We start from the raw sequence: 16,715 nt of genomic DNA, 5'->3' as shown, positions 1-16,715 counted from the left end.
GAAGCGACATGTTCGAGTTATCTGACAGAGTAAAAAAGCTGCAGGCGCAGCTGAACGAGTTCATGGATGCGCACATCTATCCCAACGAACACACGCACCACGAACAGATTGAAAAGGCAGAGAATCGTTGGGCGCCGGTTCCGATCATCGAAGAGCTGAAAGTGAAGGCGAAGGCCGAGGGTCTCTGGAATCTGTTTCTACCGGAGAGTGATTTGGGCGCCGGTCTGACCAACTTTGAATACGCCCACCTGTGCGAAATCATGGGTCGTTCTGAAATGGCACCGGAGGTGTTCAACTGCTCCGCGCCGGATACCGGCAACATGGAAACCATCGCGCGGTACGGCAATGAAGAGCAGCAGGAACAGTGGCTTAAGCCTTTGCTGGCGGGCGAAATCCGTTCCTGTTTCTCCATGACCGAGCCGGATGTGGCCTCCTCTGATGCCACCAATATTGCCTGTGAAATTCGGCGCGAAGGCGATGAATATGTGATCAACGGCAAAAAGTGGTGGTCTTCAGGTGCCATGACGACCTCGGCAAAAATTGCCATCGTAATGGGCAAGACCGATCCGACAGCGCCCAAGCATCAGCAGCAATCCATGATTCTGGTGCCGTTGGATGCGCCCGGCGTGAAACTGGTCCGCCCGCTGACAGTGTTTGGTTATGATCACGCACCTCACGGTCATGCAGAGGTTCATTACGAAAACGTGCGGGTTCCTGTTACCAATATGCTACTGGGTGAAGGGCGTGGTTTTGAAATCGCCCAGGGTCGTCTTGGGCCAGGTCGCATTCACCACTGCATGCGCACCATTGGTGTGGCTGAGCGTGCGTTGGAGCTGATGTGTAAGCGTGCCAACGAGCGCGAGGCATTCGGTAAGCCGCTGTCCAGCTTTGATTCTATCCGTAAGGACATTGCCCGTAGTCGCATCGAGATCGAGCAGGCGCGGCTGTTGACGCTGAAGGCAGCACACATGATGGATACCGTGGGTAATAAGGTAGCCCGTCAGGAAATCGCCATGATCAAGGTGATTGCTCCGAGCATGGCTTTGAAGGTGCTCGACCGTGCCATTCAGGTGCACGGTGGTGCCGGTGTGAGCCAGGACACCTTCCTCGCGTCAGCCTGGGCCAAGGTCAGGACGCTGCGGTTGGCGGATGGCCCGGATGAGGTGCATCTGGATTCTGTCGCCAAGATTGAACTGCGTCAGTACCGATAAAAATGATTCGACCCGCATCGTCGGGTGCCCGAACAAACGGGGAGGCACCTGCCGGGACACGCCGTGAATACGTCCATGTAGGCTTGAGAAAAACATCCATGTTTTTCACAGTCCCGGCAGGTGCCTCCCCGTTCGTTCTCCGAGTATTGAGAATGAGGATCGAGTTATGAACAACCCGCTTTTTGATATGACTGGAAAGGTGGCCTTAATCACGGGTTCCACCAAAGGCATCGGCCGTTCAATTGCCGAAGAAATGACCCGGCTGGGCGCTAGAGTTGTTATCTCCAGCCGCAAAGCCGACGCTTGTGAGCAGGTTGCGAATGAGCTGAAAGCGCAAGGTTATGAGGCCATGGCCATACCCTGCCACGTCGGTAAAAAAGACGACCTGCAGAACCTGGTGAACAAGACAAATGAAGCCTGGGGCACTATCGACGTGCTCGTATGCAACGCTGCCACCAACCCCGTTTATGGCCCAACCTCCGAAATGACCGACGAGGCCTGGGACAAGATCATGGACACCAACGTTAAAGGTTCCTTCTGGCTCACCAACATGGTGCTGCCGCAGATGGCGGAGAAAGGCGAGGGCGCCGTTGTGATGCTGTCCAGCATCGCCGGAATCCGTGGTAACACTACCATCGGTACCTACGGTGTATCCAAGGCCGCAGAAGCCGCACTGGCGAGAAACCTGGCCGTGGAATGGGGTCCAAAAGGTATCCGCATCAACAGCATCGCCCCTGGCCTGATCAAAACCGACTTCGCCAAAGCACTCTGGGAAGACCCCGTTCGTGTTAAACGTGCCGAAGATAAGACCCCGCTAAGAAGAATCGGCGACCCCGTAGACATCGCCGGCCTGGCCGTATTCCTGTCAACCAAAGCCAGCGCCTACATAACCGGCCAAACCATAGTAGCCGACGGCGGCGAAACTATTTGTTGAGACAGGGCCTCGCGAGTGGCGGTGAGGCCGGCGGTTGGTGTGTCTTTCTTCCGGGAAAAAGAACTCGCTGCGCTCAGACACCTTTGTTCCCTGCAGAAAGACACATCACCCACCGTCCGCTGACCTTTTGCAGGCTGCGACACCTAAAGATTAAAGAACGCTGAGACGAATCATGAGTATGAAGCCGGAATTGGTAGAGGTTCTGCCAGCACACAAATTCGACGAGTCCAGACTTTTGGTTTGGCTGCAAAAGCAGTTGCCAGAGGTTGGTAACCGTCTGGCAATCAAACAGTTCCAAGGTGGCCAGTCGAATCCCACGTTCCTGCTGGAAACCGACCGCGGCCGTTATGTTCTCCGGAAAAAACCTCCGGGTAAAACGCTGCCTTCCGCACACATGGTGGAGCGGGAGTACAAGGTTATCCGGGCACTCTCAGGCAACACCAACTTCCCGGTACCCAAGGCCCGAGTCCTGTGTGAAGACAGCGAGATCATTGGTACGCCCTTCTACGTGATGGACTTTCTGGAGGGCCGCATTGTCAGCCATTCCGCCTTGCGAGAGCTGGATCGTCAGGAAAGGCTGCCAGCCCACCACTCCGCCATCGACACTCTCGCAGAGCTGCATTCCGTTGATGTGAATGCCGTTGGCCTTGGCGATTACGGTCGCCCGGAAGGCTATGTGGCACGCCAGGTTTCGCGCTGGAGCAAACAGTATCTGGCAGCCAAAACCGACGACATGCCCGCCATGGACAAACTAATGGCCTGGCTGCCTGAAAACCTGCCCTCGACCGATGAGTGCGCCATTGCCCACGGTGACTATCGCTTCGGTAACCTGATGCTGGCGACGGACAAACCCGAGGTGATTGCCGTTCTGGATTGGGAGCTTTCAACACTTGGCCACCCGCTGGCGGATCTGGCCTACTACTGTCTGCCTTATCATCTGCCATCGGATATGCCAGGTATGCGCGGACTGCTGGGAGAAGATCTGGAAGCACTAGGCATCCCGGATGAGCAGGCAACCATTGCTCGCTACTGCGCTAAAACCGGCCGTGAAAGCATTGCAGACTGGCACGTGTATCTCGCGTTTTCACTGTTCCGCCTGGCCTCTATCGTTCAAGGTGTCTACAAGCGGGCGCTCGACGGTAACGCCGCCAACGCCAATGCCCTGGAAGTGGGTAAGCGTGCCAGTATGCTGGCCGAAACCGGCTGGGCAATTGCAAGTGCAGGAGAGCGGATATGACCGCCCCCATGGTTCGGCGCATCCTTATCACCAACGACGACGGCATTAACGCTCCGGGGTTGGCGAGGCTGGAAAAAATTGCCCGTAATCTGGCAGAAGAGGTTTGGGTTGTTGCCCCAGAGCACGATCGCAGTGGTGCAGGCCAGAGTATCTCGATACATCACCCTTTGCGGGTTTATGAAACGGGAGAAAAGCGCTTCGCGATTTCCGGTACGCCGGCGGACTGCGTGCTCTACTCTCTTGCCCAGTGGTTTGGTGAAGCACCTCCGGACCTGGTGTTGTCTGGCGTTAATTGCGGTGCCAACATCAGCGATTCAGTGCAGTATTCGGGAACGGTAGGTGCTGTGCTCAGCGCTCACCACATGAACATTCCCGCCATTGCTCTGAGCCAGGCTTTTTTGTCTCGGGACGGCATCGACTGGGCACCCGTCGAGCGCTTTGGTGAAACGATCATCCGTAAGCTGTGGCAGCCGGGCGAAACGCGGGCCTGGAACGTGAATTTCCCCGCCTGCGAGGCGGCAGACATTGTCTCGGCACGCTGGTGCCAGCAATCAAGCGGTTCCATTCAGAACGCCCGCCTGCAAGCCGGCCAGGATTCTCGCAGCCTGCCATACTGGTGGCTTGGGTTTGATCGCAGTTCTCGGCATATCGTAGCGCTGGATTCCGATGTTGCTGTGCTGAGAGACAGGGCGATTGCTATTACGCCGTTACGGCACGAAGACCCCCTGCCCGGGGAAACCAAAGAATTTGATCTGTCCGCAATGCTGGCAGACTGATTTAAACCTGAAGAGAACAACAATCATGTTCACACGCCACTATGCGGTCTGGCCTAAAGAATTGCCCAAGACCATGACTCTGCCGAAAACCAGTGTATTTACCAACCTGGAAATCTCGGCCCTGCGTTATCCCGAACACACCGCCATTATTTTCTATGATGCGTTCATCACATACCGTCGGTTGCTGGCGGAAGTGGAGGCCATGGCAGGTTATCTGCAGGCACAGGGTGTAAAAAAGGGTGATCGGGTACTGTTGTACATGCAGAACTCTCCGCAGTATGTGATTTCTTACTATGCGATTCTGCGAGCGGATGCAGTGGTGATTCCGGTGAACCCCATGAACCGGGCCGCAGAACTCGAACACTTTATTGCGGATACCCGCTCGGCCGTCTGCCTGGCGGGCCAGGAGCTGGCCGAGTACATTGCGCCGATGTTGGAAAACACCGATCTGGAGCAGGTCGTGGTGGCTTCATATAACACCTATATCAAGCCAGGTACCGACCTGGACTTGCCTGCGGAAGTGGCCAGCCCCGCCTGGTCGGGCGATGTTCCAGGCCTGGCAAGCTGGGAAAGCGCCCTGGCGGCGGGCCATAGCCCCCGAAAACATACGGCTGGCCCGGAAGATCTGGCGGTGATCCCCTATAGCTCGGGTACAACCGGTGCACCAAAAGGCTGTATGCACACGCATCGCTCGGTGATGGCAACGGCGGTCCACCGCGTGTTCTGGAACCTTAGCACTTCCGACAGCGTGCAGTTGGCCACCTTGCCTTTTTTCCATGTAACCGGCATGACTGGCTCCATGAACGGGCCGATTTTCGCCGGATCCACTTCGGTGATTATGACCCGCTGGGATCGCACTACAGCATCAAGGCTCATTGAGCGCTACAAGGTCACCGGCTGGACCAATATCGTCACCATGGCTGTGGACTTCCTGTCCAATCCGGATATTGGTAAATACGATCTCTCCAGCCTCAACATGATTGGTGGCGGAGGCGCCGCCATGCCGGTCGCCGTTGCGGAGAAACTGAAAAAGCTGACGGGCCTGAACTACATCGAGGGCTATGGCCTGTCGGAAACCATGGCCGCAACCCACATCAACCCCAACGCAAAGCCCAAAGCCCAATGCCTGGGTATCCCGGTGTTTGATGTGGACAGCCGGATTATCGATGTGGATACCCTGGAAGAGAAAGGCCCTGGTGAAACCGGTGAGATCGTTTCCTGTGGCCCGCAGGTAACCATCGGCTACTGGAATCGGCCGGCCGAAACCGATGCGGCGTTTATCGAAATTGAGGGCAAGCGCTTTTTCCGCACCGGCGATCTCGCGTACTACGACGAAGAGGGTTACTTCTTCATGGTCGATCGCCTTAAGCGAATGATCAACGCGTCCGGATTCAAAGTGTGGCCATCGGAAGTGGAGGGCCTCATGTACCGACACCCTGCCGTTCATGAGGTATGCATTATCTCGTCGCCGGATCCCAAACGGGGTGAAACAGTGAAGGCCTGTATCGTGCTCACACCTGAAGCGGAAGGCAGCACCCGCGTTGAAGACATTACAGGTTGGTGCAAGGAACACATGGCAGTCTATAAAGTACCTACCATTGTTGAATTTGTGAGTGCCCTGCCAAAGTCCCCCACAGGCAAGTTGATGTGGCGAGCGCTTCAGGACGAAGAATGGAAGGGAAGGGACAAATCATGAACGATAAACCCAGTATTCTGATTGTTGGCGCCGGCGCTATAGGCAGCTTCTACGGTGCCATTCTGAAGAAGGCCGGTTGCTCGGTGAGCACCGTTTTGCGTTCAGACTACGAAGCGGTCAGGGCCCAGGGTATTCGGATCACGAGCACGCTTGGAGATCTGTCCTACGAACCTGATCATGTATACCGGGATGGTGATTTGCCGGAGGAATCGCCTGACTTTCTCATTCTGTGCGTGAAGGTTTTGCCCGGTGTGGACCGGGTTGCACTGGTCGCGCCCTGGATGGGCGAGAAAACCCGTCTGGTGCTGATCGAAAACGGGCTTGATATCGAGAGAGAGCTGGCCGATGCTTACCCCGACAACCCTCTTATAAGTTGCTTGGCTTTCATTGCCGTGAGTCGGACAGAATCTGGCATCGTGGAGCATAAATCCTACGGCAAGCTAGTGATGGGGCGTTACCCGGAAGGCGTTGATGAGAACTGCCGGGTTTTGTCTCAGCTATTTACCGAGGGCGGGATTAATATTGACCTGACCGAACGCGTTGTGGGTGAGCGCTGGCGCAAGTGTCTCTGGAATACCCCGTTTAACCCCCTGTCGGTTGTTGCTAACGGTGCAGATACCCGAACCATTCTGGACACTGAGGGCGGCGAAGAGCTGATCCGGGCCATGATGCGTGAAGTGATGGTTGTGGCTGCTGCTGAAGGCTATCCAATGGATGAGGCACTGATTGATAAGAATATTGAGGGCACCCGCAAAATGCCCGCCTACAAGAACAGTATGGCACTGGATTACCTGAACGGCCGCCCGATTGAACGGGAGGCGGTTCTGGGTAATGTGGTGACCTTGGCCGGGCGTCATGGCATTGCAGTACCTCACCTGAATACGGTGTTGGTGACTCTGAAGATGCGTGCAGCGCTGGAGGGGCGGGAATAGTATTCAGATAGTACTCAGAGCCCGCTTGCCGGGCTCCGAATAACGTAGTTTTGTTCAGAGGTCTCGCTCAGACTACATACATAGCGAGGTTTTCTGCTACGCAGGCCGGCTTGTCCTGGTGGTTTATTTCCACGGTGGTTTTGTAAGTCGCCAAGGTTCTTTTGTTATCCACCGGTACAACGTCTACCAGCTCGACTTTAGTGCGGATCTCCGAACCCACTGGCACTGCCGCTGGGAATCGCAGCTTATTCAGCCCGTAATTAATCGTGGCCTTCGTGCCCGTTACCCGCAGCGCCTGAGGGTTGAGCCGGGACATCAGAGATACCGTCAGGTATCCATGGGCTACCGGGCTTTTCCACGGCGACTCCCGCTTTGCCCGCTCCACATCCACGTGAATCCACTGGTGGTCACCCGTGGCATCGGCAAAGGCTCCGATCATCTCCTGCGTGATCGTGAGCCAGGGGCTGTAGCAACACAGACTTCCTTTGTGGTTAACGAGCTCGTCGAGTTGTATTTCCACCATGTTGTGCCCCTTTTATACCGCGTAACCTGGGTTTTTGCTGTCGAGAAGCCGAAGCAGTGCCGGCCAGGTGAGCGCTGCTGCGCTGCCCAGGGCTTGTGACTGATCCGCTGTCGTCTGGATGGCCTGCTCGGAGGGCATCCAGACCGGGCCGCAACTCTGTGCTTTAACCTGTATCTCGCAGGCTTTCATCAGAAAGTACAGGTACGTAAAGGTTTCGGCTACGTCTTTACCGGCGGTCAGAACTCCATGGTTGCGCAGCATCATCATGGACTTGTCTCCCAAATCCCGTATCAGGCGCTCACGCTCATCCAGGTTCAGCGCGACGCCCTCATAATCGTGGTAACTCAGGTGCGCCAGGCAGAGCATAGCCGTCTGGCTCAGGGGCAGCAGGCCGTCTCTGTGGGCGGAAACCGCCACACCATCTGGCGCATGCAGATGCATAACGGCACCGGCATCGTCGCGCCCCATGTGCACGGCGCTGTGGATGGTGAAGCCGGCAGGGTTCACCCGGCCAAGACCGCCGGATTCCACCACTTGCCCGTCCCTGTCCACCTTCACCAGAGAGGAAGCGGTAATCTCGTGGAACAACAGGCCATAAGGGTTAATAAGGAAGTGATGTTCGGGGCCAGGTACCCGAGCGGATAGGTGGGTAAAAACCAGGTCATCCCACCCGAACAGGGCAACAAGACGATAGGCCGCAGCCAGTTGGCTACGAACCTGCCATTCGGCCTTTCTCAGGGCATTTACTTCGGTGCTTGAGGTGTTTGTTGTCATGCGTTGTTCACCTTGTTATTCGCTGTGCATAAAAAAGGGGGTGGCAAGCCACCCCCGAAAAAGACCTCTGACTGATAAGAAGGAGGTCTCAGGCTCACTGATCAGGGAGTTTAGCTTGCTCGCAAAAGGGATGCGTAGCGCTCCAGGTGGAAGTCATCGTCGCCCAGCTGGTGGTTGATCATGATCAGGCGCTTGGCGTAATGGGCAAAGTTGTATTCCCATGTCATGCCAATGCCGCCGTGGGACTGTATACCCTGTTCTGAAATGAACTGCCCGCTGCGGCCGATAACGCTTTTAGCCGCAGCCAGCACGCGGCGGCGCTCACCGCTCTGCTCTTCGTCTGCCACGCTGGCGGCCAGAGTAGCCATGGAGCGAGCCTGCTCCAGTTCAGACATCATGTCGACCATGCGGTGCTGCAGTACCTGAAACTTGCCAATAGGCACGCCAAATTGCTTGCGCTGTTTAAGGTAATCCAGAGTCAGCTCGTTGGCGACTTCCATAACCCCGACGGCTTCGGCACACAGTGCTGCGATTGCGCGGCCTGCCTGATACTCAATCACCTCGGCGGCCTTACCTTCTTCACCCAGCAGGGCGCCGGCACTTACCTGAACGTTGTTCAGGGTAAGGTCGCAGCCTTTGGAGCCGTCAATGGTTGGATAAACCCGGCGTTCAATGCCGGCGGTGTCTGCCTTGAGGGCAAACAGGCTGATGCCGCCTGAATCTCGCGCATCACCGGACATGCGTGCTGATACCAGAATAACGTCAGCGCAATGCCCGCCAATGACCACAGCCTTGCGGCCGTTGAGCAGGTAGCCGCCGTCTTTTTTCTCGGCGCGAGTTTCTACATCGTTCAGATTGTAAAAGCTCTGGGGCTCCTGAAGTGCAACCGCTGCTTGCACCTCGCCACTGGCAATCCCGCCCAGCCAGGTTTCTTTCTGGCTGTCGTTGCCGGCCTGGCCAATAAGGCCGCCGCCAAAAATCACAGATTGCAGGTAGGGTTCAAGACACAGGCCGCGGCCCAGTTCGGTCATGACCGACTGCACTTCCACACCACCACCGCCAAAGCCGCCAAGCTCTTCCGAAAAAGGAACAGCTGTCAGGCCCAGTTCACTGAGCTGCCTCCAGAAATCCACGCTGAACCCGGCGTCTGTTTCACTGAACTCAAGACGTTTTTCAAAACTGTATTCACCGCGTACCAGACGGGCCACGGTGTCCTGCAGCATTTGCTGCTCTTCATTGAGTCGGAAATCCATGGTCGTCTCCTTAAAGCCCGAGAATCATTTTCGACACGATATTTTTCTGGATCTCGTTGGATCCGCCGAAAATCGAGAGCTTACGGTTATTGAAATACTGCGCAGAGAGGGGCGCAGCGTTCTCGTCTGACAGGAACTCGCCGTCATAATCATGGCTCAGTTCTTCTTCCACAAACGGAATGGCGTAAGGCCCTATGGCTCTGCGTGCCAGATCATTAATAGACTGGCGAATTTCCGTGCCTTTAACCTTCAGCATGGAACTTTCGGCACCGGGCATGCCGCCGCCTTCAACTGCTGCAATAATGCGCAGGTTGCTGATGGTTGCTGCCATAAGATCAATCTCGACCTTGGCAATGCGCTGGCTGAACGTTGTATCTTCAATCAGCGGGCGGCCATTCTTGATGCGGCGAGAGGCAAGCGCTTTCAGATGAGACAGCGCTGCCTTGGACAGGCCGATACCGGCCAGGCCTGTGCGCTCGTATGTCAGCAGGAACTTGGCGTAAGTCCAGCCTTTGTCTTCTTCGCCAACCAGATTTTCAACCGGAACCTTTACGTCTTCAAAGAAGACTTCGTTCACTTCATGCTCACCGTCAAGAGTGATGATCGGGCGCACGGTGATACCAGGCGTGTTCATGTCGATCAGCAAAAAGGAGATGCCGGCCTGAGCTTTCACCTCGGTGTTGGTGCGCACCAGGCAAAAAATCATGTTGGCGTACTGGCCAAGGGTGGTCCAGGTCTTCTGGCCATTCACAATGTAGTGGTCGCCCTGGCGAACTGCACGAGTCTTCAGGGATGCCAGGTCGGAACCGGCACCAGGTTCGGAATAACCCTGACACCACCAGTCTTCACCGCTGAGGATGCGAGGCAGGTAGGTCTGCTTCTGCTCTTCGTTGCCGAACTTGATGATAACCGGCGCCACCATGTTTACGCCAAATGGCACAGAACGGGGCACGCCGTAGCGGCAGGATTCTTCATCCCAGATGTGTTTCTGAACGGGCGTCCATTGCACACCACCATACTCTTCCGGCCAGTGCGAAGCGTACCAGCCCTGTTCGCTGAGAATCTTCTGCCAACGCTGATGGTCCTCTTTGGACAGGTGGCGGAAACCTTTCACTTTGGCGGCGATGTCTGCCGGCAGTTTCTCATCCAGGAACGCTCGCACGTCGTCACGAAAAGCGAGCTCCTCGGTGGTGTAGTTCATATTCATGGAATAGCCTCGTCGTGTTGGGCTGTTGGGCTTCAGCTAAACGCTGCGATACCGGTCTGACCACGGCCAAGAATCAGGGCGTGGACGTCATGAGTGCCTTCGTAAGTATTCACTGCTTCGAGGTTCATAACGTGACGGATTACGTGGTATTCGTCGGCTATACCGTTCCCGCCATGCATATCGCGGGCAACCCGGGCGATATCCAGGGATTTGCCACAGTTATTGCGCTTGAGCAGAGAGATTGCATCCGGCGTGGCGTCGCCGTTATCCATCATACGGCCCAGTTGCAACGCGGCCTGCAGGCCCAAGGTGATTTCGGTTTGCATGTCTACCAGCTTCTTCTGGATCAACTGGTTGGCAGCCAGAGGCCTGCCGAACTGCTTGCGCTCAAGGGTGTAGTTGCGAGCAGCGTGCCAGCAGAATTCCGCGGCGCCCAGAGAGCCCCAGCTGATGCCAAAGCGGGCTTTGTTCAGGCAGCTGAAAGGACCCTTCAAGCCTTCTACGTCCAGCTTGTTTTCGTCCGGTACAAACACCTCATCCATAAAGATAGAGCCGGTATCAGATGCGCGCAGCGAGAATTTGCCTTCAATCTTCGGGGTATCGAGGCCTTTGGCGCCTTCACGCTCGATAACAAATCCGTTCACCTTGCCATCCAGCTTGGCCCAGACTACTAACACATCGGCGATAGGAGAGTTGGTAATCCAGGTTTTGGAGCCGCTCAGCAGGTAGCCGCCGTCCACTTTCTTGGCACGGGTTTCCATGCCGCCTGGATCAGAACCGTGATTGGGCTCGGTCAGGCCGAAACAGCCCACCATCTCGCCGGAGGCCAGCTTGGGTAGAATGCGCTTTTTAAGGGCTTCCCGGCCGAAGGCGTGAATTGGGTGAATAACCAGTGAGGACTGAACGCTCAATGCAGAGCGATAAGCAGAATCAACACGCTCTACCTCACGGGCGATCAGTCCGTAACAGACGTGATTGAGGCCTGGGCCGCCGTACTCTTCAGGCAGGGTGGCGCCCAGCATGCCAAGATCGCCCATATCGGTAAAAATGCTGCGATCGAACTTTTCGTGGCGGTTGGCCTCGACGATGCCGGGCATCAGGCGCTGATCACAAAAACCGCGAATGCTGTCCCGAACCTGACGTTCGGTCTCGTCCAGCTGCTTGTCAAACTGCAGCAAGTCGTCCCAAGGTGCAGAAGCCATGTTGTTTCTCCTCAGTAAAAACAGTTGTTAACCCGTTCGGTCACAGTGGCAATGCTCCCTTCGCTCAGGTTAAGTCAGCAACCTGGGAAAGGGCGCCCGGGGTAAAAGATTCCGGACTGCAATGTCATTTGTGTTTGTCATTTGTGCTAGTATAGTTTCATTAAGCGAAACTGAGTTTTGTATTTACTTAGCAAAAGATTAATCCGGGTGTGTGTGAAATGCAAGCAGAGACCACCTCTGTCAGTGTAGCTCTGCCAAGAGCAGAGCGGGCATGAGTACTGCAGATCGCTGGCTGTTACCTTTGGCGGTATTGATTGAGCTGATTGCTATAAGTTTTTCAAGCACTCAGCTCGGTGCAATCTCGGGCATGCTGTTCATTTTTTGTTTTCTGTGGGCGGGTGGCCGCCTGCAGTCATACTCCCGCATGTTGTTGCTGGTTGCTTTAGCAGTCACCGCGTGGTTTTTTATTCGTGGTCAGTTGGGCATGGACAAGCTAATTAAAGCGTCTGCCGATGCTGCGTTTTATGCCGCCTTTCTTGGCAGCCTGGGGATGATGCAGTGCCTGGTCCGGCGGTTTGAAGTTCTGCGTCGGATCCACGATGTGTTGCTGGGTGGTCGTGCGGTGTGGTTGTACCCGAAGTATGCCATGGTTAGTTGTGGCATAGCATCGGTGTTGAGCTTTGGCATGATGAGTTTACTCTGTGGCAGCCTGTCGGAAACCCTGCGGGAGCGTGGAATTACCGGTGAATCCCGCCTGCAGTGGTTGCGCAGCGTTCTGATCAGTGCACTGCGTGGTTTTGCGCTGGTTCCTTTGGTGGCGCCGACCAGTGTCGCGGTGGCAATACTGACCCGGGAGCTGCCCGAGCTAACCTGGCTTATGCTTTTGCCCTATGGCCTTGCAGCGGCAGTGGTCCTGATCGGAGTTGGCTGGTTTCTGGAGCAGCGCCGCTTTCGGCAAGTCAGCAGCGAGCGTGTGGTTCTGGAACAGTGGCCGTCGGGCACTTTGCAGTTGCTGGGGCTGGTGCTGATCGTATTTGTCATTATGGCTGTTATCGTGGCTTTAACGGAATTCAAAGTTTCCGTCGCCGCCATGATGGCCGTTCCATCCGTTACGCTTCTTTATATGGTGTGGCTGGAAAAATCGCTCGGGGTGGTGCTCAAGGAGAGCGCGACTCAGGTTTCAGCCATGAATAATGAAATGGCGATTTTCGCCGCGTCGGCGATTTTAGGGGTGTCAGTGTCCAGCGTGATTCCGGCGGATGCGCTGAGTGGGCTTGCAATCTCCGCAGGCGGAATGTGGGTGCTCGCCGTGGTCGGTATGCTGAGCTTGCCGCTGCTATCAACCATCGGGATTATCCCGATTACGGTACTCAGCGTTCAGGCAGGTCTTCTGCCGCAGCTGATAGCAGAAGGCATGGATCCGATTCTGATATCCGTCGCTCTGGTTATCGGCTTTTCCCTGGCGATGATGCTTTCGCCCTTTGGGCCGTCTGTGATGTTGCTGTCCCGTTTTGGCCAGGTACCGCGCTGGGTGGTGGCATTCCGCTGGAACGGCGTGTTCGTGTTAATCGCAGTGCCACTGTTACTGGCGCTGTTGGCTTTGGAGATTCTCGTATTACCCGGAGTTTGTGGTACTTGAGTTCATCAACGATTAAAATGCCGCACACTTTAGATACATGAAATTTATACCCCGAAAAACGGGAACAGGCGACGTTGTTGGAGGACGCCATACTATGCCTAAAGCAAAAACCTTTTCACCGGAACTGATGGCAGCCTCCGGTGACGGCGAACCGGTGAAGCCGGAGAAAGATCGGAAATTCGTCGAGGCGCTGTCGCGTGGTCTGGATGTGTTGCGTGCTTTCAGTCAGGGTTCGGTGATTCTCGGTAACCAGGATATTGCCCGGCTTACCGGCCTGCCCAAGCCAACCGTGTCCCGTATGACCTATACGCTGACCAAACTGGGGTATCTGAGTTACAACACCCAGCTGGAAAAATATCAGCTCAGCTCCGGCGTGCTGGCGCTGGGTTATGCGTATGTGTCCAACCTGAAAGTTCGTCAGCTGGCCAAGCCTTACATGGATGAGTTTGCCCGCCAGAATAATATGTCTATCGGCCTGACCTGCCATGATCGCCTGCATATGATTTATGTGGAAAACCGCCTGCCGCCGGAAGCCTCCCTGTTGCGCATGGATATAGGTAAAAAATTGCCTTTGGCGACGACGTCTGCGGGCAGGGCTTATTACTGTGCGATTTCAGACAAGGGGCGAAAGGTTATTGATGACGCGATGGCGGTGAAATATGGCTCGGAAGCCTGGCCTGAGAAAAAGGAAGGCCTGGATCGCGCCATGGAAGACTATAAGAAGCATGGCTTCTGCCTTTCACTCGGTGAGTGGGATCGCAATATCAACTCTGCGGGTGTCCCCGTTCATTTGCAAGACGGAACGACCATGGCATTGACCTGTGCAGCACCGTCCTACCTGGTCTCGGCTGAAAAGCTTCGCGACTCGATTGCGCACCAGTTGGCGATGCTGGCAAGTGACATTGAATCGCTGGGCGTTTAACCCGGCCGCACAAAAAAAACCGCAGGATTCCGTCCTGCGGTTTTTTTGTGCGCGGTTTTAAATGGTGGTTGAAACCCGGAGAGAACTTGTATTAAATCGTACAGATGTTTCGCTTGTTAAAACTAAATTCCATATAAAGCGAGGAAAAGATTATGTCTGAAGTCGTAACTTACAGTCTTGAAGGCAATATTGGCGTGATTACAGTGGATTACCCGCCGGTCAATGCCCTCAGCCATGCAGTGCGTTCAGGTCTGGTTGCCGCGCTGGAGCAAGGGCAAAAGGATTCTGAGGCCAAGGTGCTTTTGCTGGTGTGTGAAGGGCGTACCTTTATCGCGGGTGCCGATATCCGCGAATTTGGTAAGCCCATGCAGGAGCCGGGGCTGGCCGCGGTGGTTGAGCGGTTCGAGAACAGCGACAAGCCTCTTGTTGCCGCGATCCATGGCACGGCGCTGGGTGGCGGACTGGAAACGGCTCTTGGTTGCCATTACCGCGTTGCACTGAGCAGCGCCAAGGTTGGCCTGCCGGAAGTAAGGCTCGGCCTGCTGCCGGGTGCCGGCGGCACCCAGCGTTTGCCTCGACTGGCCGGCGCGCAGAAGGCGCTGGAGATGATCACAACCGGCGAGTTTGTAGCAGCCGAAGATGCGCTGGCCTTCGGCATTGTGGATGCCGTTGATGAAGGGAATGACGTGAAAGCGGCCGGCATGGCCTATGCACAGAAGATTGCCGATGAGGGTAAGCCTGTTCGACGGGTTCGTGACCTGACCGACAAAATTGCAGCCGACAAGGGCAGCGACGTGTTTGAGCAGTTCCGTGCTGCTCTTCAAAAGACGGCTCGCGGTCAGTTTTCTCCATTCAAGTGTGTGGATGCCGTTGAGGCGGCGTTTAACCTGCCGTTCGCGGAAGGTATGAGGCGTGAGCGTGAACTGTTCATGGAGTGCATGGACTCACCGCAGCGCGCAGGGTTGATTCACGCCTTCTTCGCAGAGCGTCAGGTTTCCAAAGTGAAAGGGCTGGCGAAGGACACACCGGTACGTGATGTGACCAGCGTTGGCATCATTGGCGCCGGAACCATGGGCGGTGGTATCGCCATGAACTTCGCCAACGTCGGTATCCCCGTCACCATCGTGGAAATGAAGCAGGAAGCTCTGGATAAGGGGCTGGGCATCATCCGCAAGAACTACGAAAACTCTGCAAAGAAAGGTCGTATCACCCAGAAGCAGGTGGACGACCGGATGGCTCTGATCACCGGCAGCCTGAACTATGATGACTTCAAGGACGTGGATCTGGTGATTGAGGCTGTGTTTGAAAACATGGCTGTGAAAAAGGAGATCTTTGCCAAGCTGGACAGCGTTTGTAAGCCCGGAGCCATTCTGGCCTCCAACACGTCTACGCTCGACATTGATGAAATTGCCTCTGCGACGAAGCGCCCGGAAGATGTTGTGGGTATGCACTTCTTCAGCCCGGCCAACGTGATGAGATTGCTGGAGAACGTTCGCGGTAGCAAAACCTCTGATGAGGTTAAGGCGACGGTGATGGCCGTTGCCAAGAAGATTAAAAAGGTGGGTGTATTGGTAGGCAACTGCCACGGCTTTGTGGGCAACCGCATGTTGCACAAGCGCGGTACCGAAGCCATGGCTCTGGTCAATGAAGGCGCCACACCGCAACAGGTCGACAAGGTGCTTACGGATCTGGGTTATCCCATGGGCCAGTTTGCCATGTCGGATCTGGCGGGAATTGATGTGGGCTACCGCATCCGCCAAGAGCTTCGCAATTCCGGTGAGCAGGTAGCGCCTAGCTGGATGGATAAACTTGCCGAGCAGAATCGCCTGGGCCAGAAGACTATGGCGGGCGTTTACAAGTACGAAGAGGGCAGTCGTAAGCCGATTCCGGATCCAGAGGTGGAGCGGATTATTGAGGATTTCCGTAAGGAGCAGGGCATTGCTTCCCGTGAAATTACGGACCAGGAGATTCTTGAGCGCTGTATGTATGTGATGGTGAATGAGGCGGCCAAGATTCTGGAGGAGGGTATTGCTGACCGGGCTCTGGATATCGATGTGGTCTGGATTTATGGCTATGGTTTCCCGGCTTATCGTGGTGGGCCCATGTTCTGGGCGGATCAGATTGGTCTGGACGTGATTCTGGCTGCGGTGGAGAAGTATCACTCTGAGGTTGGCGGAGAGCAGTGGAAGCCAGCTTCGCTGCTGAAGCAATTGGTTGCTGATGGTCGGAAGTTTGGCGACCTGTGAGGCCGTTTGAGGTTTGTGCTGGCCTCTGATTGATCAAGCTTCGGGGGCTGGCTCGGCGCGGGTGGTCTTTTCTTCTGGAAAAAACAACTCGCTTCGCTCAGACATTTTTTTCCGGCAGAAAAGACCACCCGCACCAAGCCGGCTTGGTTAGGGCATTTGTATC

At 55.6% G+C, this 16,715-nt stretch carries 14 protein-coding genes; 9 read left to right on the top strand and 5 right to left on the bottom strand.

The window, feature by feature from the left end:
• The first annotated feature begins 8 nt into the window (after nucleotides 1–8).
• From ACN0V1_RS01020 to ACN0V1_RS00995, 6 genes are all read left to right on the top strand, one after another.
• A complete protein-coding gene (locus ACN0V1_RS01020) occupies nucleotides 9–1,211 on the top strand; it encodes an acyl-CoA dehydrogenase family protein (RefSeq protein ID WP_144778654.1) in 1,203 nt (400 codons plus the stop codon).
• A 166-nt stretch (nucleotides 1,212–1,377) separates the two neighbouring features.
• The gene (locus ACN0V1_RS01015; protein ID WP_417543200.1) at nucleotides 1,378–2,145 is read left to right on the top strand and encodes an SDR family NAD(P)-dependent oxidoreductase; all 768 of its coding nucleotides are present in this window, start codon (nucleotides 1,378–1,380) and stop codon (nucleotides 2,143–2,145) included.
• Between the two features lie 172 nt (nucleotides 2,146–2,317).
• Nucleotides 2,318–3,382, top strand: a complete 1,065-nt coding sequence (locus ACN0V1_RS01010) for a phosphotransferase (protein WP_417543199.1) — start codon at nucleotides 2,318–2,320, stop codon at nucleotides 3,380–3,382.
• The gene (surE, locus tag ACN0V1_RS01005) at nucleotides 3,379–4,158 is read left to right on the top strand and encodes a 5'/3'-nucleotidase SurE (RefSeq protein ID WP_417543198.1); all 780 of its coding nucleotides are present in this window, start codon (nucleotides 3,379–3,381) and stop codon (nucleotides 4,156–4,158) included. The genes ACN0V1_RS01010 and surE overlap by 4 nt, the downstream gene beginning before the upstream one ends.
• 25 nt (nucleotides 4,159–4,183) lie before the next feature.
• Nucleotides 4,184–5,854: a long-chain fatty acid--CoA ligase gene (locus tag ACN0V1_RS01000; RefSeq protein WP_417543197.1), complete on the top strand. Its 1,671-nt coding sequence runs from the start codon at nucleotides 4,184–4,186 to the stop codon at nucleotides 5,852–5,854.
• A complete protein-coding gene (locus ACN0V1_RS00995; protein ID WP_417543196.1) occupies nucleotides 5,851–6,786 on the top strand; it encodes a ketopantoate reductase family protein in 936 nt (311 codons plus the stop codon). The genes ACN0V1_RS01000 and ACN0V1_RS00995 overlap by 4 nt, the downstream gene beginning before the upstream one ends.
• A 67-nt stretch (nucleotides 6,787–6,853) precedes the next feature.
• Here the strand turns inward: ACN0V1_RS00995 and ACN0V1_RS00990 are convergent, their stop codons facing one another.
• The 5 genes from ACN0V1_RS00990 to ACN0V1_RS00970 all read right to left on the bottom strand — a co-directional run bounded on the left by ACN0V1_RS00990 (nucleotide 6,854) and on the right by ACN0V1_RS00970 (nucleotide 11,745).
• Nucleotides 6,854–7,309: a MaoC family dehydratase gene (locus tag ACN0V1_RS00990; RefSeq protein ID WP_417543195.1), complete on the bottom strand. Its 456-nt coding sequence runs from the start codon at nucleotides 7,307–7,309 to the stop codon at nucleotides 6,854–6,856.
• 12 nt (nucleotides 7,310–7,321) lie between these two features.
• The gene (locus ACN0V1_RS00985) at nucleotides 7,322–8,083 is read right to left on the bottom strand and encodes a class II aldolase/adducin family protein (RefSeq protein ID WP_417543194.1); all 762 of its coding nucleotides are present in this window, start codon (nucleotides 8,081–8,083) and stop codon (nucleotides 7,322–7,324) included.
• A 110-nt stretch (nucleotides 8,084–8,193) separates the two neighbouring features.
• Complete coding sequence (locus ACN0V1_RS00980; protein ID WP_417543193.1) at nucleotides 8,194–9,336, bottom strand: acyl-CoA dehydrogenase family protein; 1,143 nt, start codon at nucleotides 9,334–9,336, stop codon at nucleotides 8,194–8,196.
• A 10-nt stretch (nucleotides 9,337–9,346) separates the two neighbouring features.
• Complete coding sequence (locus ACN0V1_RS00975) at nucleotides 9,347–10,543, bottom strand: acyl-CoA dehydrogenase family protein (protein WP_291945720.1); 1,197 nt, start codon at nucleotides 10,541–10,543, stop codon at nucleotides 9,347–9,349.
• A 32-nt stretch (nucleotides 10,544–10,575) separates the two neighbouring features.
• Nucleotides 10,576–11,745: an acyl-CoA dehydrogenase gene (locus ACN0V1_RS00970; protein ID WP_417543192.1), complete on the bottom strand. Its 1,170-nt coding sequence runs from the start codon at nucleotides 11,743–11,745 to the stop codon at nucleotides 10,576–10,578.
• A 271-nt stretch (nucleotides 11,746–12,016) separates the two neighbouring features.
• On the opposite strand from ACN0V1_RS00970, the gene ACN0V1_RS00965 reads away from it, so the two are divergent.
• The 3 genes from ACN0V1_RS00965 (at nucleotide 12,017) to ACN0V1_RS00955 (ending at nucleotide 16,552) form a co-directional block, all read left to right on the top strand.
• Nucleotides 12,017–13,384 carry a hypothetical protein gene (locus ACN0V1_RS00965; RefSeq protein ID WP_417543191.1) on the top strand — a complete coding sequence of 456 codons (1,368 nt, stop codon included), beginning with the start codon at nucleotides 12,017–12,019 and terminating at the stop codon, nucleotides 13,382–13,384.
• 127 nt (nucleotides 13,385–13,511) lie between these two features.
• Complete coding sequence (locus ACN0V1_RS00960) at nucleotides 13,512–14,306, top strand: IclR family transcriptional regulator (protein WP_417543628.1); 795 nt, start codon at nucleotides 13,512–13,514, stop codon at nucleotides 14,304–14,306.
• Between the two features lie 152 nt (nucleotides 14,307–14,458).
• On the top strand, nucleotides 14,459–16,552 hold the full coding sequence (locus tag ACN0V1_RS00955; RefSeq protein WP_417543190.1) for a 3-hydroxyacyl-CoA dehydrogenase NAD-binding domain-containing protein: 2,094 nt from the start codon (nucleotides 14,459–14,461) through the stop codon (nucleotides 16,550–16,552).
• The last annotated feature ends 163 nt before the right edge of the window (nucleotides 16,553–16,715 follow it).

The organism is Marinobacter sp., from assembly GCF_048266785.1.
Taxonomy (GTDB): domain Bacteria; phylum Pseudomonadota; class Gammaproteobacteria; order Pseudomonadales; family Oleiphilaceae; genus Marinobacter.
This window is presented reverse-complemented; position numbering and strand designations above follow the sequence as displayed.

Excerpts from the sequence above, each read along its gene's own strand:
- ACN0V1_RS01020 (WP_144778654.1), top strand. The coding sequence starts at position 9 with ATGTTCGAGTTATCTGACAGAGTAAAAAAGCTGCAGGCGCAGCTGAAC.
- ACN0V1_RS01015 (WP_417543200.1), top strand. The coding sequence starts at position 1,378 with ATGAACAACCCGCTTTTTGATATGACTGGAAAGGTGGCCTTAATCACG.
- ACN0V1_RS01010 (WP_417543199.1), top strand. The coding sequence starts at position 2,318 with ATGAGTATGAAGCCGGAATTGGTAGAGGTTCTGCCAGCACACAAATTC.
- surE (WP_417543198.1), top strand. The coding sequence starts at position 3,379 with ATGACCGCCCCCATGGTTCGGCGCATCCTTATCACCAACGACGACGGC.
- ACN0V1_RS01000 (WP_417543197.1), top strand. The coding sequence starts at position 4,184 with ATGTTCACACGCCACTATGCGGTCTGGCCTAAAGAATTGCCCAAGACC.
- ACN0V1_RS00995 (WP_417543196.1), top strand. The coding sequence starts at position 5,851 with ATGAACGATAAACCCAGTATTCTGATTGTTGGCGCCGGCGCTATAGGC.
- ACN0V1_RS00990 (WP_417543195.1), bottom strand. The coding sequence starts at position 7,309 with ATGGTGGAAATACAACTCGACGAGCTCGTTAACCACAAAGGAAGTCTG.
- ACN0V1_RS00985 (WP_417543194.1), bottom strand. The coding sequence starts at position 8,083 with ATGACAACAAACACCTCAAGCACCGAAGTAAATGCCCTGAGAAAGGCC.
- ACN0V1_RS00980 (WP_417543193.1), bottom strand. The coding sequence starts at position 9,336 with ATGGATTTCCGACTCAATGAAGAGCAGCAAATGCTGCAGGACACCGTG.
- ACN0V1_RS00975 (WP_291945720.1), bottom strand. The coding sequence starts at position 10,543 with ATGAATATGAACTACACCACCGAGGAGCTCGCTTTTCGTGACGACGTG.
- ACN0V1_RS00970 (WP_417543192.1), bottom strand. The coding sequence starts at position 11,745 with ATGGCTTCTGCACCTTGGGACGACTTGCTGCAGTTTGACAAGCAGCTG.
- ACN0V1_RS00965 (WP_417543191.1), top strand. The coding sequence starts at position 12,017 with ATGAGTACTGCAGATCGCTGGCTGTTACCTTTGGCGGTATTGATTGAG.
- ACN0V1_RS00960 (WP_417543628.1), top strand. The coding sequence starts at position 13,512 with ATGGCAGCCTCCGGTGACGGCGAACCGGTGAAGCCGGAGAAAGATCGG.
- ACN0V1_RS00955 (WP_417543190.1), top strand. The coding sequence starts at position 14,459 with ATGTCTGAAGTCGTAACTTACAGTCTTGAAGGCAATATTGGCGTGATT.